We start from the raw sequence: 21858 nt of genomic DNA, 5'->3' as shown, positions 1-21858 counted from the left end.
CGGTCAGCGCGGGCTCCGGCGGACCGACCGCCCGGCCAGGACGTCCGTCCGGCGCCCGTCCTCCATCACGAACCGCCCGTCGACCAGCACGTACGGGATGCCCGTCGGAAGCCGGCGCGGCTCCTCGTACGTGCTGCCGGCCGCGACGGTCGCCGGGTCGAAGAGGACCAGGTCGGCCCGGTACCCCTCGCGGATCCTGCCCCGGTCGGGCAGCCGGAGCCGGGCCGCCGGGCGGGCGGCGAGGTGGGCCACGCACTCCTCCAGCGACAGCACGCCCAGCTCCCGCACGTAGTGGCCGAGGTAGTGCGGGAAGGTGCCGTAGGCCCGCGGGTGCGGCTTGCTGCCCTGGAGGATGCCGTCCGAGCCGCCGGTGTGGACGCGGTGCCGCATGATCGCCCGGACGTTCTCCTCGTGTCCGACGTGCTGGAGGATCGTCGGGGCCAGCCGGTCGGCCAGCAGCAGGCGCCGGGCGACCGTCCACGGCGTCTCGCCGCGCAGTCCGGCCGACTCCAGCACCGTGCGGCCGACGTACTCCGCCAGGGCCGGGTCGGTCACGCCGGAGATCTCGATGGTCTCCCACTCCACGGGCACGCCGTGGCAGCCGTCGGAGCCGGTCACCTCCAGGTGGTGGCGGATGCGCTCGGCCGTGCCGTCGTCGGACAGCCGCTTCAGGATCTGCTCCGGGCCGCCCTCGCCCGCCCAGCTCGGCAGCAGCGCCACCAGCGTCGTGCAGCCGGGGGTGTACGGGTAGGTGTCGAGGGTGATGTCGGCGCCGGCCGCCAGCGCGCCGTCCAGCAGCGTCAGCAGCTCGGGGGCCCGGCCCTCGTTCACGCCGAAGTTCATGGTGGCGTGCGCCAGGTGCAGCGGGCAGCCCGCCTCCCGGGTCAGCTCCACCATCTCCGCGTACGCCTCGAGGGCGCCCGCCCCGTAGGAGCGGTGGTGCGGGCAGTAGTAGCCGCCGTACGACGCCACCACGCGGCACAGCTCGGTCAGCTCGGCGTCCTGGGCGTACATGCCGGGCGTGTAGGTCAGCCCGGACGACAGGCCGACCGCGCCCTGTTCCATGCCCTCGGCGACCAGCCGGCGCATCCGCTCCAGTTCGGCCGGGGTCGCCTCCCGGTCCTCCCAGCCGACCGCGAGGGCGCGGACCGTGCCCTGGGGGATGAGATAGGCGGCGTTGACGGCGATGCCCCGGTCCAGGCGGTCCAGGTACTCGCCGACCGACCGCCAGTCGAAGTCGATGTCGTCCCCGGGGCCGTTCCACCCGGCGATGGCGCGGCGCACCTCGCCGAGGGTGCGGTCGTCGACCGGTGCGTAGGAGAGCCCGTCCTGCCCGAGGACCTCCAGGGTGACGCCCTGGGCCGCCTTCGCGCTGTGGTCCGGGTCGCGCAGCAGGGCCAGGTCGCTGTGCGCGTGCATGTCGATGAAGCCGGGGGCCAGCACCAGGCCCTCGGCGTCCAGCTCGCGCCGGGCCCGGGGGCGCTGGCAGCCGGCGGCCGCCGCCTCCTTGACGATCGACACGACGCGCCCGCCGTCGACGACCACGTCGGCGCGGTACGAGGGCTCGCCGGTGCCGTCGACGACGTCGGCGTCCCGGATGACCAGCTCTTCCACCAGGGCCTCCTCTAGAAGAACGTGCGGATGTAGTCGACGACCGTCCCGTCCGCCTCCGCGACCGGGATGAGCTGCCACTTGTCGAAGGACGTGCACGGGTGGGACAGGCCCATGCCGACCCAGTCGCCGACCTCCAGCTCCGCCTCCGGGGCGGTGCGCAGCCAGGCGTGCTGGTCGGACAGGCCCGTCACCGTGATGCCGTCCGCCGGACGCTCCGGGCCGCCGGACGCCGGGCGGACCGCCTGGGCGAAGGGCAGGTGGAGGTCGTAGGCCGCGTCGCGCTTGCCGGCGTTGGTGAAGGCCTGTCCGGGAGCGGGGCGGGAGACGACCTGGCTCCACAGGCGGAACGCGGGCTCCAGGGCGCCCTCGGCGGGGACGCGGTTGAAGGGGGTCAGCTCGCGGTAGTGCCCGTCGTCGTGCGAGACGTACGCGCCCGAGCGCAGCAGCTTCAGCACGGGCAGGGACAGCTCCGGGACCTCGGCGAACACCTCGGCCACCGCGTCGAACCAGGCGCTGCCGCCCGCGCTGAGCACGATCTCGTCCAGCCCGGCGAACCGCCCGGCCCCGTCGAAGTCCACGGCCAGGGCGACCAGCCGCCGCAGCCACGCGCGCACCCGCTCCGGGTCGGCGTCCGGCACCTCGCCCTCGTACCCGGCGAGACCGGCCAGCCGCAGCGTCGGCGCGGCGGCCACCGCGTCGGCGACCTCCGCGCACTCCGCCTCCGTGCGCACCCCGGTCCGGGCGCCCTCACCGGCGGCCAGTTCCACCACGACGTCCACCGGGCGGGAGGCTCCGGCGGCGCTCAGCGCAGCGTCCATCAGTGCGACGCCGCGGACGGAGTCGGCGTAGCAGACGAAGCGGAAGTCCGGGTCGGCGTCCAGCTCCGCGGCGATCCGGCGCAGGGCGGACGCGTCGACCAGCTCGTTGGCCAGGAAGATCCGCCCGATGCCGAAGGCCCGGGCCACCCACACCTGGTGCGGCACCGCGAGGGTGATGCCCCAGGCGCCGTGCTCGATCTGCCGGTGGAAGAGCTGGGGGGCCATGGAGGTCTTGCCGTGCGGGGCGAACGCGAGGCCGTGCCGGACCGCGTACGTCTCCATGAGCTCCAGGTTGTGCTCCAGGCGTTCGGCGGAGAGGGCCAGCACGGGGGTGGTGAAGCCGCCGGTGAAGAGGTTGCGGCGCTGGGCGGCCAGCTCGGCGACGGTCAGGCCGGCGGCGTCCGGCGGGAGGCCCTTGAAGCGGTGGTCGACGGGCTCGCCGGCCAGACGGGCGAGGGCTTCGGTGCCGGTGTCGAGGGCCATGGAGCCTCCCTGAAGTGGGTCGTTGCGTTCTGTGCAACGACCGTTGCGTATATCGCTCAGTGCTGTCTAACATCTCGGCCAACGCGGGGTCAACGGAGCCTCCGCCCGCGACAGGACAAGGAGCCCCACCATCGTGACCGCCGACGGACCCACCAGCACCACCCCCGACGTCGTGGACGTCGTCGCGCTCGGCGAGTCCATGGTCACCTTCCTGCCCTCCCGTCCCGGGCGCCTCGCCGACGTCCCCTCCTTCGACCGCGCCATCGGCGGTGCCGAGTCCAACGTGGCCTGTGTGCTGGCCGCGGCCGGGCACACCGTCCGCTGGGTCAGCGGGGTCGGCGCCGACGGCTTCGGCGACCACCTGGTCGAGGCGATCGGCGCGTACGGCGTCGACGTCTCCGCCGTCCGCCGCGACCCGGACCGGCCGACCGGCATCTACTTCCGCACCGCCGGGGACCGGGCCACCGACGCGCACGAGGTGGCGTACTACCGGGCCGGCTCGGCGGCCTCCGCGATGTCGGCCGCCACCCTGGACCTCGACGCCGTCCGCTCCGGACGCGTCCTGCACCTGTCCGGCATCACCGCCGCGCTCTCCGCCGACTGCCTGGACCTGATGCGCGAACTGACCGCCCGCCGCCCCGGCCGGCCCCTGGTCTCCTTCGACGTCAACCACCGCCCCGGGCTGTGGCGCGACGACGACGGCCCGGCGGTGCTGCTGGAGCTGGCCCGCGGCGCCGACCTCGTCTTCGTCGGCGAGGACGAGGCCTGGGGACTCGGCTCCCCCGAAGCCGTGCGCGCCGCGCTGCCCGAGCCGGAGCTGCTCGTCGTCAAGCAGGGCGCCACCGGCGCCACCGCCTTCCACGGGCCCCACGTGACCTCCGTCCCCGCCCTGCACGTCGACGTCGTCGCCGCCGTCGGCGCGGGCGACGCCTTCGCCGCCGGGTTCCTCTCCGCCACCCTGCGCGGACTGCCCGTGCGCGAGCGCCTGCGCCACGGCCACCTGATGGCCGCCGCCGCGCTCACCGTCCCCGGCGACCTCGCCGCGCCCCCCGCCCGCCACCACGCCGACCGCCTGGCCGCCCTCGGCGACGCCGCGTGGGGGAGACTGCGACTCGGCCCCGGCTGGACACAGGCCGGCGAAGGGGCCGACGAGGAGGTACGCACACCATGAGCCAGACCGTCGACCGCGCGCTCAGCATCCTGCCGCTGCTCGCCGAGGGCCCCGCCGACCTGGGCCGGGTCGCCGACCGGCTCGGCGTGCACAAGTCCACGGCGCTGCGCCTGCTGCGCACCCTGCACGAGCACGGCTTCGTCTACCGCCAGTCCGACCAGCGCTACCGCCTCGGCGCCCGGCTCATCGCCCTGGCCCAGGAGGCGATGGAGAACCTGGACGTCCGAGAGATCGCCCACAGCCACCTCGTACGCCTCAACGAGCAGTGCGGACACACCGTCCACCTCGCCGTCTACGAGGAGAACGAGGTCCTCTACATCGACAAGGTCGAGAGCCGCTACCCGGTCCGGATGTACTCCCGGATCGGCAAGCCCGTCGCCATCACCGTCGCGGCCGTGGCCAAGCTGCTGCTCGCCGACCTCCCCGAGAGCGAGCGCCGCGCCGTCGCGGAGAAGCTCGACTACCCCCTCTACACGGCCCGTTCGACGCCGAACGCCGACGCCTTCCTCACGGAGCTGGCCACGGTGCGCGAACAGGGCTGGGCCACCGACCTCGGCGGCCACGAGGAGTCCATCAACTGCGTCGCCGCGCCCATCCGGGGCGCCGACGGCCGGGTGGCCGCCGCGATGTCGGTCTCCGCGCCGAACGTCGTCGTCACCGCCGACGAACTCCTCACCCTGCTCCCGCTGGTGCGCCGTACGGCGGACGCCATCAGCGGCGAGTACTCCGGCAGGACCCCCGTGCAGCACCCCGAGCACCACCCCGAGAAGGACACCGTATGACCGACAAGACCGCCCTCACGCCCGCGACCCACACCGTCCCGCCGGCGAAGTTCTCGCACGGCGTCCGCAAGGGCAACATCCTCCAGGTCGCCGGCCAGGTCGGCTTCCTGCCCCACGAGGAGGGCAAGGCCCCCACCCCGGCCGGCCCCACCCTGCGCGAGCAGACCCTCCAGACCCTCGCCAACGTCAAGGCCATCCTCGAGGAGGGCGGCGCGAGCTGGGACGACGCGATGATGATCCGCGTCTACCTCACGGACGTCGACCACTTCGCCGAGATGAACGAGATCTACAACGCGTACTTCGCGGAGCAGGGCCTCACCCAGCCGCCCGCCGCGCGCACGACGGTCTACGTCGGTCTGCCCGCCGGACTCCTCATCGAGATCGACGCGCTCGCCGTCCTCGGCTGACCCGCTCCACCCCCGCCTGTCTGTGAACGGCACGGCGCCCCCCACCCACGGGGCGCCGTGCCGCGCTCCTCCCTGCCCGAAAGTCACATGTGTTTACGCAGAGGACCCCCGAATGTCCCACTTCTCCCTCCAGCTCGCCGCCTCCGAGACCCCACCGCACACCGGTGGCCTGCTCACCCTGATCGACGGCACGGCGGGCCTGCTGACCGTCGCCGCGATCGGCATCGCGCTGCTGCTCCTCCTCATCATCAAGGTGCGGCTCCAGCCGTTCGTCGCACTGCTCGCCGTCTCCATAGCCGTCGGCCTGCTCGCCGGCCTGTCGGTCACCGAACTCTTCGGCACCGTCCAGAGGTCCGACGCCGTCTCCACCATCGAGTCCGGCATGGGCGGCATCCTCGGCCACGTCGCCATCATCATCGGCCTGGGCACCATGCTCGGCGCGATCCTCGAGGTCAGCGGCGGAGCGGAGGTCCTGGCCTCCCGCCTCCTCGGCCTGTTCGGCGAGAAGCGCGCCCCGCTCGCCATGGGCCTGACCGGCCTGATCTTCGGCATCCCCGTCTTCTTCGACGTGGGCATCTTCGTCCTCGCGCCCATCGTCTACGCCGCCGCCAAGCGCTCCGGCAAGTCGATCCTGCTCTACTGCCTCCCCCTGCTCGCCGGCCTGTCGATGACCCACGCCTTCCTGCCGCCGCACCCCGGCCCGGTGGCCGCCGCCGGACTGCTGCACGTGGACCTCGGCTGGGTGATCCTCATGGGCGTCGTCTGCGGCATCCCGGCCGTGCTCGCCGCCTGGGCCTACTCCGCCTGGATCGGCCGCCGCATCTTCGTCCCCGTGCCGCAGGACATGGTCGAGGCCGCCGAGGAGGCCCGGCAGGCCGTCATCGACGAGCAGCGCAAGGCCGGCGTCGCGCCGCGCGAGACGCCGGTGCCGCTCGGCACGGTCCTCGGCATCATCGGCACCCCGCTGGTCCTCATCCTCGCCGCGACCTTCTCCTCCATCGCCCTGGACCCCTCCACCACCCGCTCGGTGATCGAGTTCTTCGGCAACCCCTTCGTGGCCCTGACCATCGCCCTGTTCCTCGCCTACTACCTGCTCGGCATCCGGCGCGGCTGGTCCCGCAAGTCGCTGGAGACCGTCTCGACGTCCTCGCTCAAGCCGGTCGGCAACATCCTGCTGGTGGTCGGCGCGGGCGGGGTGTTCGGCGCGGTCCTCAAGGCCAGCGGCGTCGCCCAGGCCCTCTCCGACACCTTCAACGGCGTCGGCCTGCCGGTGATCGTCCTGTCCTACCTGATCTCCCTCGTGCTGAGGGTCGCCCAGGGCTCGGCGACGGTCGCCATCGTGACGACCGCGGGTATCGTGGCGCCCCTGCTCGCCGGGGGAGACCACTCCCAGGCGTTCGTCGCGCTGGTCATCATGGCCATCTCGGCGGGCTCCATCTTCGCCTCGCACGTCAACGACGGCGGCTTCTGGATGGTGGCCAAGTACTTCGGCATCACCGAACGGGACACCCTGAGGACGTGGACCGTGCTGGAGAGCGTGCTGTCGCTGGGCGGCTTCGTGACGGCCGCGGTGCTCAGCCTGTTCGTCTAGGGCCCGCCCGGCGCGCCCGGGACCCGGCGACTCCCGCCCGCCCGACCCGGATCCGCCCGGAAAGAGCCCCGGGCCCGACCGGCCCGTGCGGTGCAATGGATGCACGGGGGGAGCACCGGATCGGGCTTGTGAGGGCGGAGGCGGCAATGGGAGTCTTGATGCCATGCCGCATCCCCCTCACAGGCTCGATCACGCCGCGGTGCTCGCCGAGGTGAGAGCGGTGCGGCGGGCCGGAGTCGTCAGGCTCCGCGGGCTGGACATCCCGGAGCTCTCCCGCATCGCCCGCGAACGGCTGGGAGCACCGGGGGAGTTACCCGGCCTCGCGGTCGAGCGGCTGCTCCGGGACGCCGTCGCCGGCATCGGCGGCGGCACCCTCCAGACCGCCGCCGAGTACACCCTCGGCCTCGCCCAGGGCACCCGCGACTGGCCGCCGGCCGACCGGCGCCGCCGGGCCGCCGAGGTCTACGGCGTCAGCGTCGAACGGTTCCGCAAACACCACGAGTTGATGGTGCTCGGGCAGATCACCGAGCAGATCCTCGGCCTCACCGCCACGACCGGCACCGCCACCGCCGACGGGGACGCCGACCCGGCCCCCGACCCGGCCGGCGACCGGGAGACGGCGGACCCCGGGCGGCACCTGCTCGCCCCCGTCCACCGCGTGATCAAGCCACGCGTCCACGACCGCGTCGTCCCCGTCACCCTGCACGTCCACTCCGTGGACCTCCTGCGCGGAGTCGACGTCGTCGTCTCCCCGTCCAACACCTACTTCGCGCTCCCCGCGCCCTACAAGGCCTCGGTCGCCGCGAACCTGCGCCGGGCCGCCGCCCGCACCGACGCCACCGGGGGAGTCGTCGAGGACCTCGTCCACGACGAACTGCGCGACTGGGCCGCGCGCCACGGCATCCCCGGCCGCGCGGCCCTGCCCGGCACGGTGGCCGCCACCTCCGCCGGCGCCCTCGCCGCCCAGGGCGTCCGCCGCATCTACCACCTCGCCGTGGCCGTGCCCCGCCCCGGCACCAACGACTACGACGTGCAGCCCGCCGACATCACGCGCGCCGTCGACCGGGCCTTCACGCTGCTCGCCGCCGAGTCCGCACGCCACGACCCGCCGCTCACCTCCGTCTGCCTGCCCCTGCTCGGCGCCGGCCGCGGCGGCCTGCCCGCCCTGGAGAGCTTCGGCGCGCTGTGGACGGCGGTGGAGGCCGAACTGGCCCGCGGCGCCCGGTGGGACATCCACCTGGTGATGCGCCGCCAGGCCCGCGCCGACCTGGTGGAACGGCTACTCACCGGGCGCCGCCCGTAGCCCACCGAACAGGCCGGGAGCGGCGCCCGACCCGGCGACCGGCAGACGACGACAAGGGGGAGCAGTGAATCCGTACGCCGTGCTGGCCGCGGCGGCAGCCGAATGGCACCGGCTGGCCGACCGCCTGACCGGACCCACCCGCGAGCGCCTCGCCGCCCTGCTGACCGTCGTACGCCACCGCGAGGTCGGCGAACCCGCCCGCCGCGGTGCCGCCGAGGAGGCCGTCGGGCTGCTCCGCCGGGCCCTGCCCGACGAGTTCGGCACCGCCGGACAGGCCCGGCTCGCCACCGGCACGGACAGCTCCACCGGCACCGACCCGTCCTACCTGGGCTTCCGCGCCGACGACCTCGCCGTGCTGCTCCTCGACGGGCACCGCATGGTGGGCCCCGTGCTCGGCCCCGTGCGCGACCGGCTGCTCGCCGAACCGGCCCTGGACCCGGCCACCGTGCTGCGCGACGGCGGCGACCCCTACGCCCGCGACCTGATCCGGCTGCCCGGACCCGGCGGACTGGCCCGGCTGCCCCGCTTCCAGTTCTCCGAGGGCTGCCTGCCCTGGCTGGTGGTCCTGGAGGTCAACGCCCTCCTCGACGCCGCCCGCGACCCCTGGGGCGCCGCCGATTGGTGGCTGGCCGGCAACGCCTGGCTCGGCACCGCCCCCGCCGCCCTCCTCGGCACCGGACAGGAGCGCCGGCTCGCCGACACCGCGCGCCTGCTGATGGAGGACGTGTGACCGTACCGACCGCGCAGCACGAGGAGGCAGACCCGCCGTGCCCAACTACCGGCCGCCCGAGCACCTGACGGGCACCCCGGCCAAGGCGACGCTCGCGCAGGGCACCCTGCTGCACCGCGTCCACGCCCTGCACCGCAACGCCACCGCCTTCAACCCGCAGCCGGCGCACTGCCTCTACGGCGGCGGGCGCTTCGACGCCACGCCCTGCGACCGCTACGGCTACCTCTACGCCGGCACCACCCCGGCCGCCGCCGTGTGCGAGACGCTGCTGCGCTCCCTGCCCTTCGACCCGGCGGGCGGCCCGCGCCTGGTGCCCGGCGTCGCCGTCGCCCGGCGCGGCCTGAGCACCCTGCGGCTGGCCACCGACCTCACCGTCGTGTCCCTGATGACCGCGCAGGACCTCGCCGGAGTACGGCAGGACGGCTGGCTGACGCAGACCGAGGCACAGGACTACGCCTACACCCGGGACTGGGCGCACTGGATCCGCCGCCACACCGACCCCTGGGCGCAGGGCTTCGTCTGGGCGTCCAAGCGCGAGCCCGGCGACCGGACGGTGGTCCTCTTCGGCGACCGCTGCCCGCCCGGCGCCCTAGAGGCGCTGCCCGGCCACACCGTCGACTTCGCCACGTCCGACGGGCGGCGCCACCTCGACTCCGTGCTCCAGCCCTACCACGCGCAGCTCGCCCCCCAGTAGAAGGCCCGCACCGTGCCCGACACCCCCGTCTCCCCCGAGGAACTCGCCGCCGAACGCGAGCGGACCCTCGACGCGCTCGGCCGGCTGCCCGCCGACGACCCCGACGTGCCCGGCATGTGCGCGTACGTCGGCGAACTCAGCTACCGGCTGCACCACCTGGACGCCGCCGACCCGGAGGGCGAGGACCTCGACCTGGCCCTGGAGGGCTTCGAACGCGCCTTCCGCAGGCCCGGCACGGAGCCCGTCTGGCACGCCTGGCGGATCCTGTACGGGCACCTGCTGGCCGTCGCGTACGACGAGTCCCAGGACCTCGAACTCCTGCACCGGGCACGGGAACTGCTGCGGACCGGCGTGGACGGCCTCGACCCGGACGCCCCGGACGCCCCGGACCACGAGGACGTCCGCCTCCTAGGCCGCCGCCTCCTCGCCAACTGCGCCAAGGAGCGCTACGTGCGGCGCGGCGAGGACGACGACCCGGGGGCGCTGCTCGACGACGCGGTGCTCCGCCACGCCGACGCCCTGGACGACGCGACACCCGGCGACGAGGACGAGACCGAGCTGCACGTCTCCCTCGGCTTCCTGCACCTCCAGTGCGCCGAGCTGCGCGCCGACCCCGGCGCCGCCGCCGAGTCGGCACGCCACTACGCGGCGGTCCTCGACGCCGGCCCGCCGGGCGTCGATCTGCCTCACGTCCGGCACAGCCTGGGCCTGGCCCTGCTGCTGCGCGGCCGGGCGACCGCCGACCGGGCCGTGCTGGAGGCCGCACGGGACGCCTTCACCACGGCCCTCGCGGAGCTGCGCCGGGCCGGCCGGACCGGCGCGGAGGAACCCGACTGGGCGTTCCGCTCCGAGGCCGACGCCGTCTTCGTCCGCGCGCTGTTCTGGAGTTCGTGGCGGGACAACGGCCAGCTGGCCGCCGCCGAGGTCGAGCTGCGCGACCTGCTGGCCCGGCCGGACGCCGAGGAGCAACTGTCGCCCCAGTACCTCGACGTGTTCGGCCGGCTCCTGTACGAGCGGGCGGCCGACCGCGACGACGACGCCGGCCGGGAGCGGGGCATCGCCCTCGTGAGGCAGGCCCTGACCCGGTGGGAACCGGCCCGCGACGGCGACATCACCGCGACCGCGTTCTTCCTCGCCGCGTTCCAGCAGTCCCGCTACTCCCTCGACCCCGACCCGCGGCGCCTCCACGACGTGCTGGAGGCGACCGGGCGGCTGCTGGAGCGGCCGTCCACCGACTCGGACATCGGCCGGATGGCGCGCCTGCTGGACGGCTGGGCCCGGTACATGCTCGCCGACCGCGGGATGCTGCCGGAGACCGACGGACACCCCGAGGGCCTGGATCCGGCGGCCCTCAGGCAGGCCACCGACGGCATGCTCGACGACTTCCAGGAGGGCCGGTCCTTCGTCGACTTCGGCGAGGACGAGTTCCTGCGCGGCATCGGCCGGGACATGACGTCGCCGCGCGTCCGCGCCGAACGCGTCGCCTGGCAGCTGGAGCAGTTCCGCTCCGCCGAGCCGGGCGGCGAGGCCCGCGCCCAGGCCGCCGCGATGCTCCTGAGCAACCTCCCCGTGATCGACCCCGAGGGCGACCTGCTCGGCCCCGACGTCCGGCGCGAGCTGACCGAGGCCGTGCTCCGGCGCGCCGAGACCGACCCGGCCTGGGCCGGCCGGGCGCACGCCGTCGTCGGCATGGCGCGCCTCCACGAGGAGACCAGCTCCGGCACCGGCGCCGGGCTGGACGAGGTCCTCGCCCACTTCGACCGGGCCGAGGAGGCCGGCGGGCGCGACGACTACGGGCTGGCCCTGGCCCGGTTCATGGCGCGGACCCAGCGGGGCCAGACCCGCGGCGGAGCGGACGACATGGAGGAGGGGGCGGCCGTGTGGCGGCGGCTGCGGGACGACCCCGGCCTGCCCGCGCACGTGCGCCGCACTCTGGACCTCCAGCAGGCGGGCTTCGACGCGCACACCGCCGTCCGGCGCGGGGACCTGGCCGCGGCGGACCGGCACATCGCGGCCCTGACCGAGGGGCACGCCGCGATGTCGGCCGAGGACCCCTCCCGGATCGAGGTCCTCACCGCCCTGGAGAACGTGCGCGACGCCCGCGACGTCCTCGCGGACAACCTGGGCGCCGCGCCGCTGCCCCCGCTCGCCGGCCGTCCCGGCGCGGCCGAACTGCGGCGCGAGGCCAAGCGCCTGCCGCGCGACCACCGTGCCTGGGTGCTCGGCGACAACGGCATGCGGCGCTTCATCCGGGCCACGCGGGTGCACGACGGACCGGGCCTGCTGGAAGCCATCGGCCTGCTCCAGGAGGCCCACGACCTGTCCACGGAGGGCGGCGACGACCGCCTGCGCTACGCCTACGCCCTCGGCGTCGCCCACTGCGCCCTGTCCACGCTCCAGTTCGACCGGCTGCACAGCCGCGAGCGGCTGGCCAAGGGCATCACGTTCCTGGAGGGCACCCTGGAGGAGGCGGGCGGACCGGAACACCGCCTGTACGCCGAGATCGGCCTCGCCCTGGCCCGGGCCTACCGCACCCGCGACGCCCTCCACCGGCGCGACCGCGCCACCGCCCGGCGCGTCGGCCTGTCCTGCCTGCGCGGCCACGCCTGGGCGGCGCTGCTCCAGTCCGGCACCGACCACGCCGCGCTGGCCGCGGCGCAGGCGACCGGGGCGGCGCTGGAGGTCGCCGGCTGGTGCCTGCGGGACAACCGACCCGAGGAGGCCCTCCAGGCGCTCGACGCCTGCCGCGGCCTCGTCCTGCACGCGGCCGTCACCTCGACGACCGTGCCCGCCCTGCTGACCGCGGCCGGCCGGGACGACCTCGCCGACGAGTGGCACTCCAGCGGCGCCGGTGCCGCCGAGCACCCCGAGGACCCCCTCGCGGCCGCCCAGCCGCCGCCCAGCGTGCCCAGTTCCCTGCGGCGGCGGGTGTTCGCCGCGCTCACCGCCGGCGACGCCCCGAGCGCGGCCCAGCTCCTCGACCCGCCCGCACCGGAGGAGATCGGCCGGGCCCTGCGCGCCGTGGACAAGGACGCCCTGGTCTACCTGGTCCCGGCCGGCGACGACGTCCCCGGCACCGCCCTGGTCGTCACCTCCTCAGGACAGGTGCACGCAGTACCGCTCCCCACGCTCAGCCAGGAGGCGGCCCCGCTCACGGCGTACACCCCGGCGTCCCAGGGCCCGGCCCGCGCCGAGGAGGCCGGGCCCGACCGCGTCCTCGGCCGCGACATGGGTCCCGCGCCGGATCACACCCCCGGTGCCGGTGGCCGGCCCGGGGACGCGCAGGCCCGGCTGCGGGAGCAGCTCGACCGGCTGTGCGGCTGGGCCTGGCACGCCGCGATGCGGCCGCTGCTGGAGGCGTTCCAGATGCCGGGCGGACGGCCGCCGCGCCTGGTGCTGGTGCCGATGGGCACGCTCGGGCTCGTACCGTGGCACGCCGCCTGGGAGCCCGGCGGGCCCCGCGGCCGCCGCTACGCCCTCCAGGCCGCCGAGATCTCCTACGCCGCCTCGGCCCGCCTGCTGTGCCAGGTCGCGGCCCGTCCCGCCGTACCGCGCACCGGCCCCGCGCTCGTCGTCGGCAACCCCACCGGGGACCTGCTCTACGCGGGTGAGGAGGCCGACGCCGTGCAGCGCGTCTTCTACCCGCACGGCCGCTTCCTCGGCCGCCGGTCCACCGCTGCCGCGAGCCCGACGGACGGCGCGGGCACGCCGCGGGAGGTACTGGACTGGCTGCGCGGTGCCGCGGCCGACGGGGGCGGCGTGCTGCACCTCGCCTGCCACGCCGCCGTCGCCGCCAACGCCCGCCGCAGTGCCTATCTCGCCCTGAACGGCGGCAGGCTGGCGGCGGAGGAGCTGACCGACACGGCCGGCGGGCGGAACCGCCGGCTGTCACTGGTGCTGCTCGCGGCCTGCAGCAGCCACGTGTCGGGGCGTGGCCTCAACGAGGCGTTCAGTCTCTCCACCGCGTTCCTCGTGGCCGGCGCGGACTCGGTCGTCGGCTCGCTGTGGCCGGTCCCGGACGAGGCGACCTCGGTGTTGATGTTCCTCACCCACCACTTCCTGCGCACCCACGGCGAGCCCCCGGCGAAGGCGCTGCGCCGCGCCCAGCTGTGGATGCTGGACCCCGGCCGGGAGCTCCCAGACGACCTCCCCCCGGCCCTGGCGGCCCGCTCCCGCCGCATCGACTCGCACGACCTGACCGCCTGGGCCGGCTTCACCCACCTGGGCCGGTGACCGGCTCGGCCGCCCCGTCCGGGACGAGTGTGCGCAGCGGCACGGTGAGCGTCGTCCACCGTCCTGGGGCCGTCCCGGGCGCCGGTCCCAGGTCGCGCGGGGTCGGGCCGGTGTGCGGGCCCCACGCGGGCAGTTGGAAGGGCAGGGTGTTCAACTCCCGTTCGGCGACGATCAGCTTGAGCCAGTCCCGGACGTGGGCGCCCGGCGTCACCGGCATGTGGCGCGGCAGGGTGAGGTGCACGGGCTTGCCGTCCAGGGCGTGACCCGTGCGGCCGGGGCCGATGAAGTGCCCCGGGTACAGCAGGGAGTGGCAGGCGTAGCTGTCCGTCAGGTCCAGCAGCAGGCACCACAGGGTGCGGTCGGGCGAGCGGTTGTGCAGCCGGATGGACACCCGGGGCTCCTGAGGCCCGTCCGGACCGGACGTGTACCGGCAGACGATCTCCCCACTGCCGTCCGGCAGCAGCACCTCGCCCGGCGCCGCGTTCCACGGTGCGATCTCCACGCGGACCAGGCCGTCCAGCGGAGAGGGCCGGGGGGTGAGGTCCCGGATCTCGTGCCAGCGCGCCAGGTGTTCCAGGCAGCGGGCCACCCGCGTGGCGTCGCCGCGGTCCTCGTACGGCAGCGGCGCGGTGAACGGCGTCCCGTCCCGCCGCTCCACGTGCGCGGCCCCCTCCGCCACCCGCACCCGGAGATCCACGACGGCCGCCTGCCCGGGCCCGTCGAGCACCCGCAGCAACGGCGACGGCGCCACCGCCTCGGCCAGCTCCCGCACCGCCCCGGCGGGCCCCTCCAGCCGCACACCGCCCGGCGCCAGCGCGAGCGCCGAGACCGCGACGGGGTAGACCTGGCTCCGATCGGGCACCCAGCCCACCGGATCGACGAGCGTCCGCTCCGTCCGCACGTCCCGGGCCCGCACGACGAGCCCGCCCCCGCCCGGCCCGGGCGTCACGTCCGTCCCGGCCCCGCCCGGCCCGGTGTCCTCCGCCGTCGGGGCCGGCACCGCGAACTCCGTCCCGTCGGTTCCCTCCCGCAGTCCGTGGGCCGTGCCGCAGTCGACCTCCCAGCCGTCCGGGCCGTACCGCAGCAGGTGCGCCGCCGCCGGCGCCGGACGGGGGCCGACCGGGCCCAGGAACGGCTGGTCCGCCGGGCCGCCCGGCGCGTCCGGCAGGAGCACCGGCTGCTGCTCCCGCCCGGCGCGCGCGACCCGCGCGGCGGCGGCCGCCAGCAGGTGCCGGCAGGTGGCGTCCGGACCCGCGGCACGCGCCGCGCCGATCAGGGCGTGGGTGAAGACACCGTGCTGCCGCCCGTCGAACCAGTCCTCGTACGACGGCTGGTTCAGCCGGCTCGCCGCCATCAGCAGATGCCCCCCGGGCGCCTCCGCCACCGCCTGGCGCGCGGCGGCACCCTCCGCCGGAAGCTTCCACGCGGGGCTCGGCGGGGCGTAGCGCAGTCCCGCCCGCCGGGTGGCGCCGCCCGAGTGGCAGCAGTCCAGCACCGCCGTGACCTGGGCGCCGCCCGCCGCGACGCGGTTCAGCAGGGCACCGAGCCGCTTGTCGAGCAGCGGGCCGTCCACGCACAGCACCGCCTGGTTCAGGCCGGTCGCCTCGACGAGCAGGTCCGCCCCCGTGGCGGGCACCTGCGTGCCGTGCCCGGAGAACCACAGCAGCGCCGTGTCCCCGGGACCCGCCTCCCCCAGCCGGCGTGACACCGCGTCCTCCACCGCGGCCACGGTCGCCGCACCGTCCAGCAGCACGGTGACCTCGGCCCGGCCGCCCGCGAGGTCCGCGACCAGCCGGCGTGCCTCGGCGATGTCGTTGCCGCAGCCGGTCAGCGCCGGCGCCACCTCCGCCGGATAGGCGTCGACTCCCACCAGGAGCGCATGGATCTTCCCCATGCCGGAGAGTCTGTCAGTGCGCCCCGCCCCGCGCCGCGCGAACGCGATGACCGAACCGGGTCCATTCCGGGCGTGTTCCGGTCACCGTCAGGTCATTCGGTGATTGGAGTCGCGCTCTTGACGGAACGTCATTACGCTTCACTTCCCGTGCATCACGCAACCGGTCCTCCGGTGCGCGCCACCCATGACTCTCGGGGGACACCATGGGGTACGCAGAACACCCACGTCGCATCGTCCGGCCCGGACAGCAGGGGCCGCAGGGACAGTCCGCCCGGCCCCTGTCGTCACCGGGCGCGGGCCGCCGCCTCGTCGGCGACCTGGGCACGCCCCGGCGCCAGGCATCCGGCACGCCCGGCCCGGACGTGACCCGCCTCGAGCTGTACCGGCCGCGCCCGCGGGAACTGCGCGACGCCCTGCACCGGCTGGACGCGGGACTGGACGAACAGGCCTGCCGTTCACTGGCCGAGTGGATCCGCGAGGAGTACACGACCACGTACGGCGCGGTCCCGCTCGGCTTCGTCGCCCGCTGCTACCTCGGCCCGCCCTACGTGGACCACCAGCTCAACCTCTTCGGCGTCATCGTGCGGCACTTCGCCCCCGCCGAGCCCATGCCCGCCCCGTACTCCTCGGCCCGGATGCTGGCCCGCTCCGGCGGCTACGCGTACGTCGAGGTCTACAGCGACGGGCTGATCCTGCCGGTCCTCGAGGACGGCACGGTCGTACGGCCCTGACCCGCCCCGAGAAGAACGCCGGTCCCCGAAAGCCCCGCACGTGAACGGAGTTCGCGCATGTCCGAGGTCGACTACGCACTGCACCGCAAGGTGCAGGAGGTCAGCAACCTCGTCGTCAGACTCACCGAACAGGTCGGCTCGGTGTCCGGCCAGGTCTCCACGGTCGAGGCCGCCCAGCAGCAGGCCCGCACCGAACTCCAGGAACTGCGGGACGAGTTCCTCGCGTTCGTGCGGCAGGCCGAGACGACGGCCAACGTGCAGCGCGCCGAGACCCGCATCGGCGTCATCGAGGACAAGATCGACCACCAGTTCGGCCACCATAAGACGGTCCGGCGCACCGCCGTCGGCATGCTCCAGGCCTTCGACGTGGGCCTCGTCTCCGAGGACAACGTCCGCATGGTCAGCGACCAGCTGATGATCCAGACGCCCCGCTACTGGCTGGCGCCCGCCCTCGTCGCCCTCGCCTCCTGGTCGGCCGACGACCCGGGGCTGTGCGAGCGCGCCGTCGACGAGGCGTTCCGCCGCTCACCCGACCGCACCGCGCTGTTCTTCGCCCTCGTCCTGCGCCGCCAGGGACGCCGCGAGGGCGCGGTGCGCTGGCTGCGGCACTACCTGCTGGCCCAGGACCCGACGTCGCTCGGCCGCGAGTTCGCCGTCATCCTGGAGGCCATCGCCCAGGGCGCCTTCGGCGTCGTCGGCCGCGACCTGCTGGACCGCACCCTCGCCGAATGGCGCGCCCACCTGGCGGGCAGCGCCGACGCGCAGGCCCGGCAGGTCAAGCGCTGGCGCGACGAGATCGCGGCCCTGCGCGGCCCGTCCGCTCAGCAGGAGTTCCCGCGGCTCGCGGCCGTCTCGCCCCAGTGGGGACAGCTCGACGGGGTGCTCTCCGGCGCCCGCGGCCAGCAGCTCCTGCTGGACAAGTACCGGGCCGTCCTCGACCGGGAGTTCGCGCCCTCCGACCGCATCGAGGACGCCGTCGACGACATCCTCGACCGCCTGGTCTCCGAGTACGACAACGAGGAGCTGCCGCTGCGCCGCGACCTCGCCTTCAACCAGGCGGTCGTCGACCACGACGGCGACCTCGACTCCGCCCGCCGGACCGCCGACGCGGACGCCGCCTCGTACGAGGAGACCCTCGACTACCTGACCGTGCAGACCACGGCCGCCCTCAACCCGGAGGCCATCGGCACCTCGCCGGCCACACAGCGCCTGGCGGTCGCCGCCTGCCACGAGTGGTTCCAGCATGCCCACGCCGGGCACACCCGCGACTACCGGGCGGCCATGCCGCAGGACGTCCAGGCGCACTTCGACACCGCGTACACCGTCGCCGCCCAGTCCTTCCGGCTGCCGCCCTGGACCGGCTCCTTCACACAGCCCCTGGCCGTCCTGGAGAAGTCCCTCGCCGACCACTGGGACCGGCACATGACCCCCTTCATCGACGCGCTCGGCTACCCGTGGGTGAAGAAGGCCGCGCCCCTGGCCGCGGTGGTGATCGGCATCCTGCTGATCGTCACCCAGGCGAGCGTCGGCTTCGGGCTGGGCGCCGCCGCGGTCGTCGGCGCCGTGTGGGGCCTGGTCCTGTACAACGGCGCCCAGGCCGCCCGGCGCAACCAGGACACCGCCCGCCAGGCCCTCGAAGCGGCCAGGACCGAGTCCCTGCACGCCCTGCGCGGCGCCTCCGCCGAACTCACCGACTGGTACGAGAAGTTCCGCGCCGCCGACCAGGTGGAGGCCAGGGTCCGCGAACTGATCGCGTCCCTGCGGACCACGGACGGACCGGCCTCACCGTTCGAGGGCCGCACCGTACGCCAGGAGGACGAGACCCGATGAGCACCCCGAGCACCCCCAGCACCCCGCCGGCCGGCTCCCCGGCCCCGCCCCCGCCCCGCACGTCCCCGGACGCGTCCCCGTGGGCGGGCTCCGCCGACGCCGGGCGGACCCAGTCCTCCCCGTGGGGCGCCGTGCGCCGGCCGCGGCAGGAGCGCGTCACCAGCAGGCTCCGCAAGCTCGTCGAGGGCCTGCCCGACTGGGAACCGCTGCCGCCCGGCGAGACCCTCGTGCGCCGCCCCGGGAGCAACGCCCCGTGAGCGGCCTGTGGGGCGACGGCGGCGCCTACCAGGCCTGGGCCGACTTCCTGCGCCGCTGGGCGGCCCGCGAGCCCGTCGACCCGGCCGCCCTGCCCGCCCTCACCGACGAGCACTACGACGCGGCCACCTGGGTACGGCTCGGCACCCACCTCACCAGCTCGATCAACACCCGCCTCGGCTCCTGGGCCGACGCGCTGGTGCGGGCCCTGGATCAGGCACGCGACGAGTTCAGCTACGGCCGCGAGCTCACCCAGGCCCGCGCCGGACTGCGCGAGGTGCGCGCCCTGGCCGCCCACCCCGGGCTGCCCGAGTCCCTGCGCACCGAGCTGCTCCGGCTCGTCGACCAGCAGATCCCGCACGTGCAGGAGCAGCTGGAGCACCAGCTCGCCGAGGAGGAGCGCCGCGGTGCCGACCGGCGCCTGCTGGAACGCCGCCGCCGCACCCTGCGCGACAACGCCCTCACCGGTGTCCTCGCCGCGCCGCCGCCGGCCACGCCGACCGTGCCCGACCCGTGGGCCGCCGACGTCCCCGGCAGCCCGCCCCGGCGCCGGATCGTGCCCGGCTGAGCCCCCGGGGCCCGCCCGCACGCACGAGCCCCGCCCGCTCCGGAACGCGCACCCCGCCCACCCTCGCCCCGAAGGCCGTACCCCGTATGTCGAACTACGCCGAAAGCCTCACCCACCTCGACAGCTACATCTCCGCCCGCGTCCCGGTCATCGCCATGCGGACCATCGAGCAGCAGCGCGCCCTGCGGCTGCTGAGGGAGGCGGCCACGCAGTCCCGGCGCAGCAACATGCCGTTCTGGATCTACACCCGCGCCACCGGCCTGCGCGACCTGCGGACCAACGCCTCGGTCCAGGACGACCGTTCGCTCACCGGCGCCATGGACTTCGCCGCCACCCAGTTCGGCAGCCGCGCCAACGCCACCGTCGTCTTCGTCGACCCGGACGAGCTCGAGTCCGACACCCCGGTCACCCGGCACTTCGCCGAGCTGGCCCGCCTCGCCGACAGCAACATGGGCAGCATCGTGATCATCACCGACACGCCCGTCTGGAGCGGCCTCCAGCGGCTCGGCATGAGCCTCAGGCTCGACCTGCCGGACTCCGAGGAGATGTACGCCATCCTCAGCGGCTTCCTCGGCGACCACCACGGGCACATCCCGATCGAGTGGACCGAGGAGGACGCCCGCCGCGCCGCCGAGTTCCTCAGTGGCGTCACCGAGGCGGAGTGCGTCAACCTGATGGCGACCATCGCCGCCAAGGGCGCCATCCTCAAGGAGGACGTCCTCGGCCTCGCCCAGGCCAAGGACCGCATCTTCAGCGACCTGACCGGCCTCGAACGCGTCCAGCTCCGCGACAGCGACTACGCCGTCGGCGGCCTCGTCGGCCTGCGCACCTGGCTGCGCCGCAAGAACGACATGATCTCCCGCGACCTGCGGCAGACCGCGCTCCGCCCGCCCCGCGGCGTCCTGCTGGTCGGCGTCCCGGGCTGCGGCAAGTCCCTCTCCGCCAAGGCCATCGCCCACGAGTGGCGGCTGCCGCTGTACCGCCTCGACATGGCCAGCATCCACGGCAAGTACCTCGGCGAGTCCGAGGGCCGCTTCCGTGAGGCGCTCGCCATGGCCGACCGGGTGGCGCCCTGCATCCTGTGGATCGACGAGATCGAGAAGGGCCTCGCCGGCCGCGACGACATGTCGGGCGTGCCGCAGCGCATCATCGGCCAGTTCCTGTACTGGCTCCAGGAGTCCCAGTCCCGCGCCTTCGTCGTCGCCACCGCCAACGACATCCGCAGCCTGCCGCCCGAACTGCTGCGCAAGGGCCGCTTCGACGAGCTGTTCTTCGTCGACCTGCCCGACGCGGAGGACCGCCGGGAGATCCTCGGCATCTACTACCGCCGCTACCTCCAGGCGGAGCCGGAACCGGAGCTGCTCGGCCGCCTCGTGGACCTCTCCGAGGGCTTCGCGGGCTCCGACATAGAGGCCGCGCTGCACAGCGTCGGCGAGGAGGCCCTGTGCCGCGGCGGCGTCGCCAACCTCAAGGACTCCTTCGTCCTCGACACGTTCGCCGACGTACGGCCGCTGAGCGTGAGCAACCCCGAGCAGATCGAGGAGATCCGCGCCTGGGGCCGCGAGCGGGCGGTGCCGGCCGGCCGCGGCGCGGTGACTCCGGTGCCGGGCGACGGCGCGCGGACGCGGCGGATCGTCTTCATGGACGAGTGACGGGTGCGGGGCCGGCCGACGCACAACTGTGACGTGCGGGAACGCGGGTGACCGGTGGACCGGCTGTTCCCGGCACAGGAATGTCGTCCATACTTCCGCCGTGGAGCAGCGCATAGGTTCGAGCAGCAAGCCCCTGGAAGGCGCCGGTTTCGACCCGGCCTTCATCCCCGGGCTCACCTCGCCCGTGTCCGGTGAGCCGGAGGAAGCGCAGCCGGAGGAGGTGGAGGAGAAGCCACCCGCGTCCGCGGAGCCCGCCGACGACCCGGCCACCGCCGAGGAGTCCGGCACCGGCGACGCGGCGGCGGCCGGCGCCGATGAGGCCCCCGACGGCCCGGTCTTCGAGGCGTCCGACCGCCGCGCCCGCATCGTCGCCGACCACAAGGGCGTACGCCTGGCCCTGGACGACCAGGCGTGCGAGTTCCGCTGGGACGAGATCGGCGCCGTGGAGACGGAGACCGGCCGCTTCGGCAAGCGGTTCACCGTCACGGTGCACACGCCGGACCGCCGTTGGTACCCGATCGAGATCGAGGCCACGTCCCGCGGTCGCTTCAAGGAGTGGGAGTCGGCGCTGGACGAGGTCCTCGACGCGTACTTCGAGGACGGCGAGCCGGAGCCCGCGGCGAAGGGCGGCGAGCCGGAGAACGGCCCTGAGAACGGCCCCGAGGACGAGCCGGAGAACGGACCGGAGAGCGACTCGGAGAGCGACGCGGACGGCGAGGGGCGCAGGGCCGGGGCCTCCGCCGAGTAAGCGCATCGCGTGAAGATCCCCGCACGCCCTCTTGCCCCACCGTCCGCTTTCCGCTTCCTTGACTCGCATGGCGGACACCACGGGCAACACTCGGGACACCGGTGCACCACTTGAGTCGGGGGCCGGACCGGCTCCGCGCAGGGCCGGCTGGCGCCACATCGGGCCCGGCATCGTCGTCGCCGCGACCGGTGTCGGCGCCGGCGACCTCGTGGCCACCCTCATCGCGGGCAGCAACTTCGGCTACACGCTGCTGTGGGCCGCGATCGTCGGCTGTCTGGTGAAGATCTCCCTCGCGGAGGCGTGGGCGGCGGGGAGGGGGCGCCCACGCAGCCCCCGGAAATCGGGGTCGGGGAG

General features: G+C 74.8%; 18 protein-coding genes. 15 read left to right on the top strand and 3 right to left on the bottom strand.

All coding sequences use genetic code 11. From position 1 onward, the window contains the following. Positions 1-3: 3 nt before the first annotated feature. Positions 4-1614 (bottom strand): amidohydrolase family protein, encoded by a 1611-nt coding sequence (locus ACFWJB_RS26715; RefSeq protein ID WP_386925320.1) that lies wholly within the window; start codon positions 1612-1614, stop codon positions 4-6. 11 nt (positions 1615-1625) lie between these two features. Then, on the bottom strand, positions 1626-2915 hold the full coding sequence (locus ACFWJB_RS26710) for an amino acid deaminase (RefSeq protein WP_386925318.1): 1290 nt from the start codon (positions 2913-2915) through the stop codon (positions 1626-1628). 133 nt (positions 2916-3048) lie between these two features. On the opposite strand from ACFWJB_RS26710, the gene ACFWJB_RS26705 reads away from it, so the two are divergent. The 8 genes from ACFWJB_RS26705 (at position 3049) to ACFWJB_RS26670 (ending at position 13826) form a co-directional block, all read left to right on the top strand. Then, positions 3049-4086 (top strand): sugar kinase, encoded by a 1038-nt coding sequence (locus ACFWJB_RS26705; protein WP_386925316.1) that lies wholly within the window; start codon positions 3049-3051, stop codon positions 4084-4086. Next, positions 4083-4868, top strand: coding sequence for an IclR family transcriptional regulator (locus ACFWJB_RS26700; protein WP_385466432.1), 786 nt, complete (start codon positions 4083-4085; stop codon positions 4866-4868). Before ACFWJB_RS26705 ends, ACFWJB_RS26700 begins: the two co-directional genes overlap by 4 nt. Next, positions 4865-5275, top strand: a complete 411-nt coding sequence (locus ACFWJB_RS26695) for a RidA family protein (RefSeq protein ID WP_385466435.1) — start codon at positions 4865-4867, stop codon at positions 5273-5275. Before ACFWJB_RS26700 ends, ACFWJB_RS26695 begins: the two co-directional genes overlap by 4 nt. A 112-nt stretch (positions 5276-5387) precedes the next feature. Next, a complete protein-coding gene (locus ACFWJB_RS26690) occupies positions 5388-6866 on the top strand; it encodes a GntP family permease (RefSeq protein WP_385466438.1) in 1479 nt (492 codons plus the stop codon). A gap of 163 nt (positions 6867-7029) precedes the next feature. Continuing rightward, the gene (locus ACFWJB_RS26685; RefSeq protein WP_385466441.1) at positions 7030-8169 is read left to right on the top strand and encodes a hypothetical protein; all 1140 of its coding nucleotides are present in this window, start codon (positions 7030-7032) and stop codon (positions 8167-8169) included. A gap of 64 nt (positions 8170-8233) precedes the next feature. Continuing rightward, positions 8234-8899 carry a hypothetical protein gene (locus tag ACFWJB_RS26680; protein WP_385466444.1) on the top strand — a complete coding sequence of 222 codons (666 nt, stop codon included), beginning with the start codon at positions 8234-8236 and terminating at the stop codon, positions 8897-8899. Positions 8900-8936: 37 nt separating this feature from the next. Next, positions 8937-9593, top strand: a complete 657-nt coding sequence (locus tag ACFWJB_RS26675; RefSeq protein WP_385466447.1) for an RES family NAD+ phosphorylase — start codon at positions 8937-8939, stop codon at positions 9591-9593. 12 nt (positions 9594-9605) lie between these two features. Next, on the top strand, positions 9606-13826 hold the full coding sequence (locus tag ACFWJB_RS26670) for a CHAT domain-containing protein (protein ID WP_386925312.1): 4221 nt from the start codon (positions 9606-9608) through the stop codon (positions 13824-13826). Here ACFWJB_RS26670 and ACFWJB_RS26665 read toward each other — a convergent pair. Next, positions 13807-15720 (bottom strand): caspase domain-containing protein, encoded by a 1914-nt coding sequence (locus ACFWJB_RS26665; RefSeq protein ID WP_386925310.1) that lies wholly within the window; start codon positions 15718-15720, stop codon positions 13807-13809. The two genes, ACFWJB_RS26670 and ACFWJB_RS26665, sit on opposite strands and share 20 nt — an antisense overlap. A 203-nt stretch (positions 15721-15923) precedes the next feature. On the opposite strand from ACFWJB_RS26665, the gene ACFWJB_RS26660 reads away from it, so the two are divergent. The 7 genes from ACFWJB_RS26660 to ACFWJB_RS26630 form a co-directional block, all read left to right on the top strand. After that, entirely contained in the window at positions 15924-16451 is a 528-nt protein-coding gene (locus ACFWJB_RS26660) for a hypothetical protein (protein WP_385466454.1), read from the top strand. A 57-nt stretch (positions 16452-16508) separates the two neighbouring features. Beyond that, complete coding sequence (locus ACFWJB_RS26655) at positions 16509-18281, top strand: hypothetical protein (protein ID WP_386925308.1); 1773 nt, start codon at positions 16509-16511, stop codon at positions 18279-18281. Further along, positions 18278-18538 carry a hypothetical protein gene (locus ACFWJB_RS26650; protein WP_385466460.1) on the top strand — a complete coding sequence of 87 codons (261 nt, stop codon included), beginning with the start codon at positions 18278-18280 and terminating at the stop codon, positions 18536-18538. The genes ACFWJB_RS26655 and ACFWJB_RS26650 overlap by 4 nt, the downstream gene beginning before the upstream one ends. Then, positions 18535-19104 (top strand): hypothetical protein, encoded by a 570-nt coding sequence (locus tag ACFWJB_RS26645; protein WP_386925306.1) that lies wholly within the window; start codon positions 18535-18537, stop codon positions 19102-19104. Before ACFWJB_RS26650 ends, ACFWJB_RS26645 begins: the two co-directional genes overlap by 4 nt. 86 nt (positions 19105-19190) lie before the next feature. Next, entirely contained in the window at positions 19191-20756 is a 1566-nt protein-coding gene (locus ACFWJB_RS26640) for an AAA family ATPase (RefSeq protein ID WP_385466466.1), read from the top strand. A gap of 100 nt (positions 20757-20856) precedes the next feature. Beyond that, the gene (locus ACFWJB_RS26635; RefSeq protein ID WP_385466469.1) at positions 20857-21504 is read left to right on the top strand and encodes a hypothetical protein; all 648 of its coding nucleotides are present in this window, start codon (positions 20857-20859) and stop codon (positions 21502-21504) included. Positions 21505-21571: 67 nt separating this feature from the next. Further along, positions 21572-21858, top strand: a 287-nt coding sequence (locus ACFWJB_RS26630) for an Nramp family divalent metal transporter (RefSeq protein ID WP_386925303.1), incomplete at its 3' end; no start/stop codon positions are given.

The sequence above is a fragment of the Streptomyces sp. NPDC127100 genome (assembly GCF_042724095.1).
Classification (GTDB): Bacteria; Actinomycetota; Actinomycetes; order Streptomycetales; family Streptomycetaceae; genus Streptomyces.
The sequence above is the reverse complement of the archived record's forward strand: the minus strand, read 5'-3'. Positions and strand labels throughout refer to the sequence as shown.

Coding starts and splice junctions, on each gene's coding strand:
- ACFWJB_RS26710 (WP_386925318.1), bottom strand. CDS start 2,915: ATGGCCCTCGACACCGGCACCGAAGCCCTCGCCCGTCTGGCCGGCGAG.
- ACFWJB_RS26700 (WP_385466432.1), top strand. CDS start 4,083: ATGAGCCAGACCGTCGACCGCGCGCTCAGCATCCTGCCGCTGCTCGCC.
- ACFWJB_RS26695 (WP_385466435.1), top strand. CDS start 4,865: ATGACCGACAAGACCGCCCTCACGCCCGCGACCCACACCGTCCCGCCG.
- ACFWJB_RS26690 (WP_385466438.1), top strand. CDS start 5,388: ATGTCCCACTTCTCCCTCCAGCTCGCCGCCTCCGAGACCCCACCGCAC.
- ACFWJB_RS26685 (WP_385466441.1), top strand. CDS start 7,030: ATGCCGCATCCCCCTCACAGGCTCGATCACGCCGCGGTGCTCGCCGAG.
- ACFWJB_RS26665 (WP_386925310.1), bottom strand. CDS start 15,720: ATGGGGAAGATCCATGCGCTCCTGGTGGGAGTCGACGCCTATCCGGCG.
- ACFWJB_RS26660 (WP_385466454.1), top strand. CDS start 15,924: ATGGGGTACGCAGAACACCCACGTCGCATCGTCCGGCCCGGACAGCAG.
- ACFWJB_RS26655 (WP_386925308.1), top strand. CDS start 16,509: ATGTCCGAGGTCGACTACGCACTGCACCGCAAGGTGCAGGAGGTCAGC.
- ACFWJB_RS26650 (WP_385466460.1), top strand. CDS start 18,278: ATGAGCACCCCGAGCACCCCCAGCACCCCGCCGGCCGGCTCCCCGGCC.
- ACFWJB_RS26640 (WP_385466466.1), top strand. CDS start 19,191: ATGTCGAACTACGCCGAAAGCCTCACCCACCTCGACAGCTACATCTCC.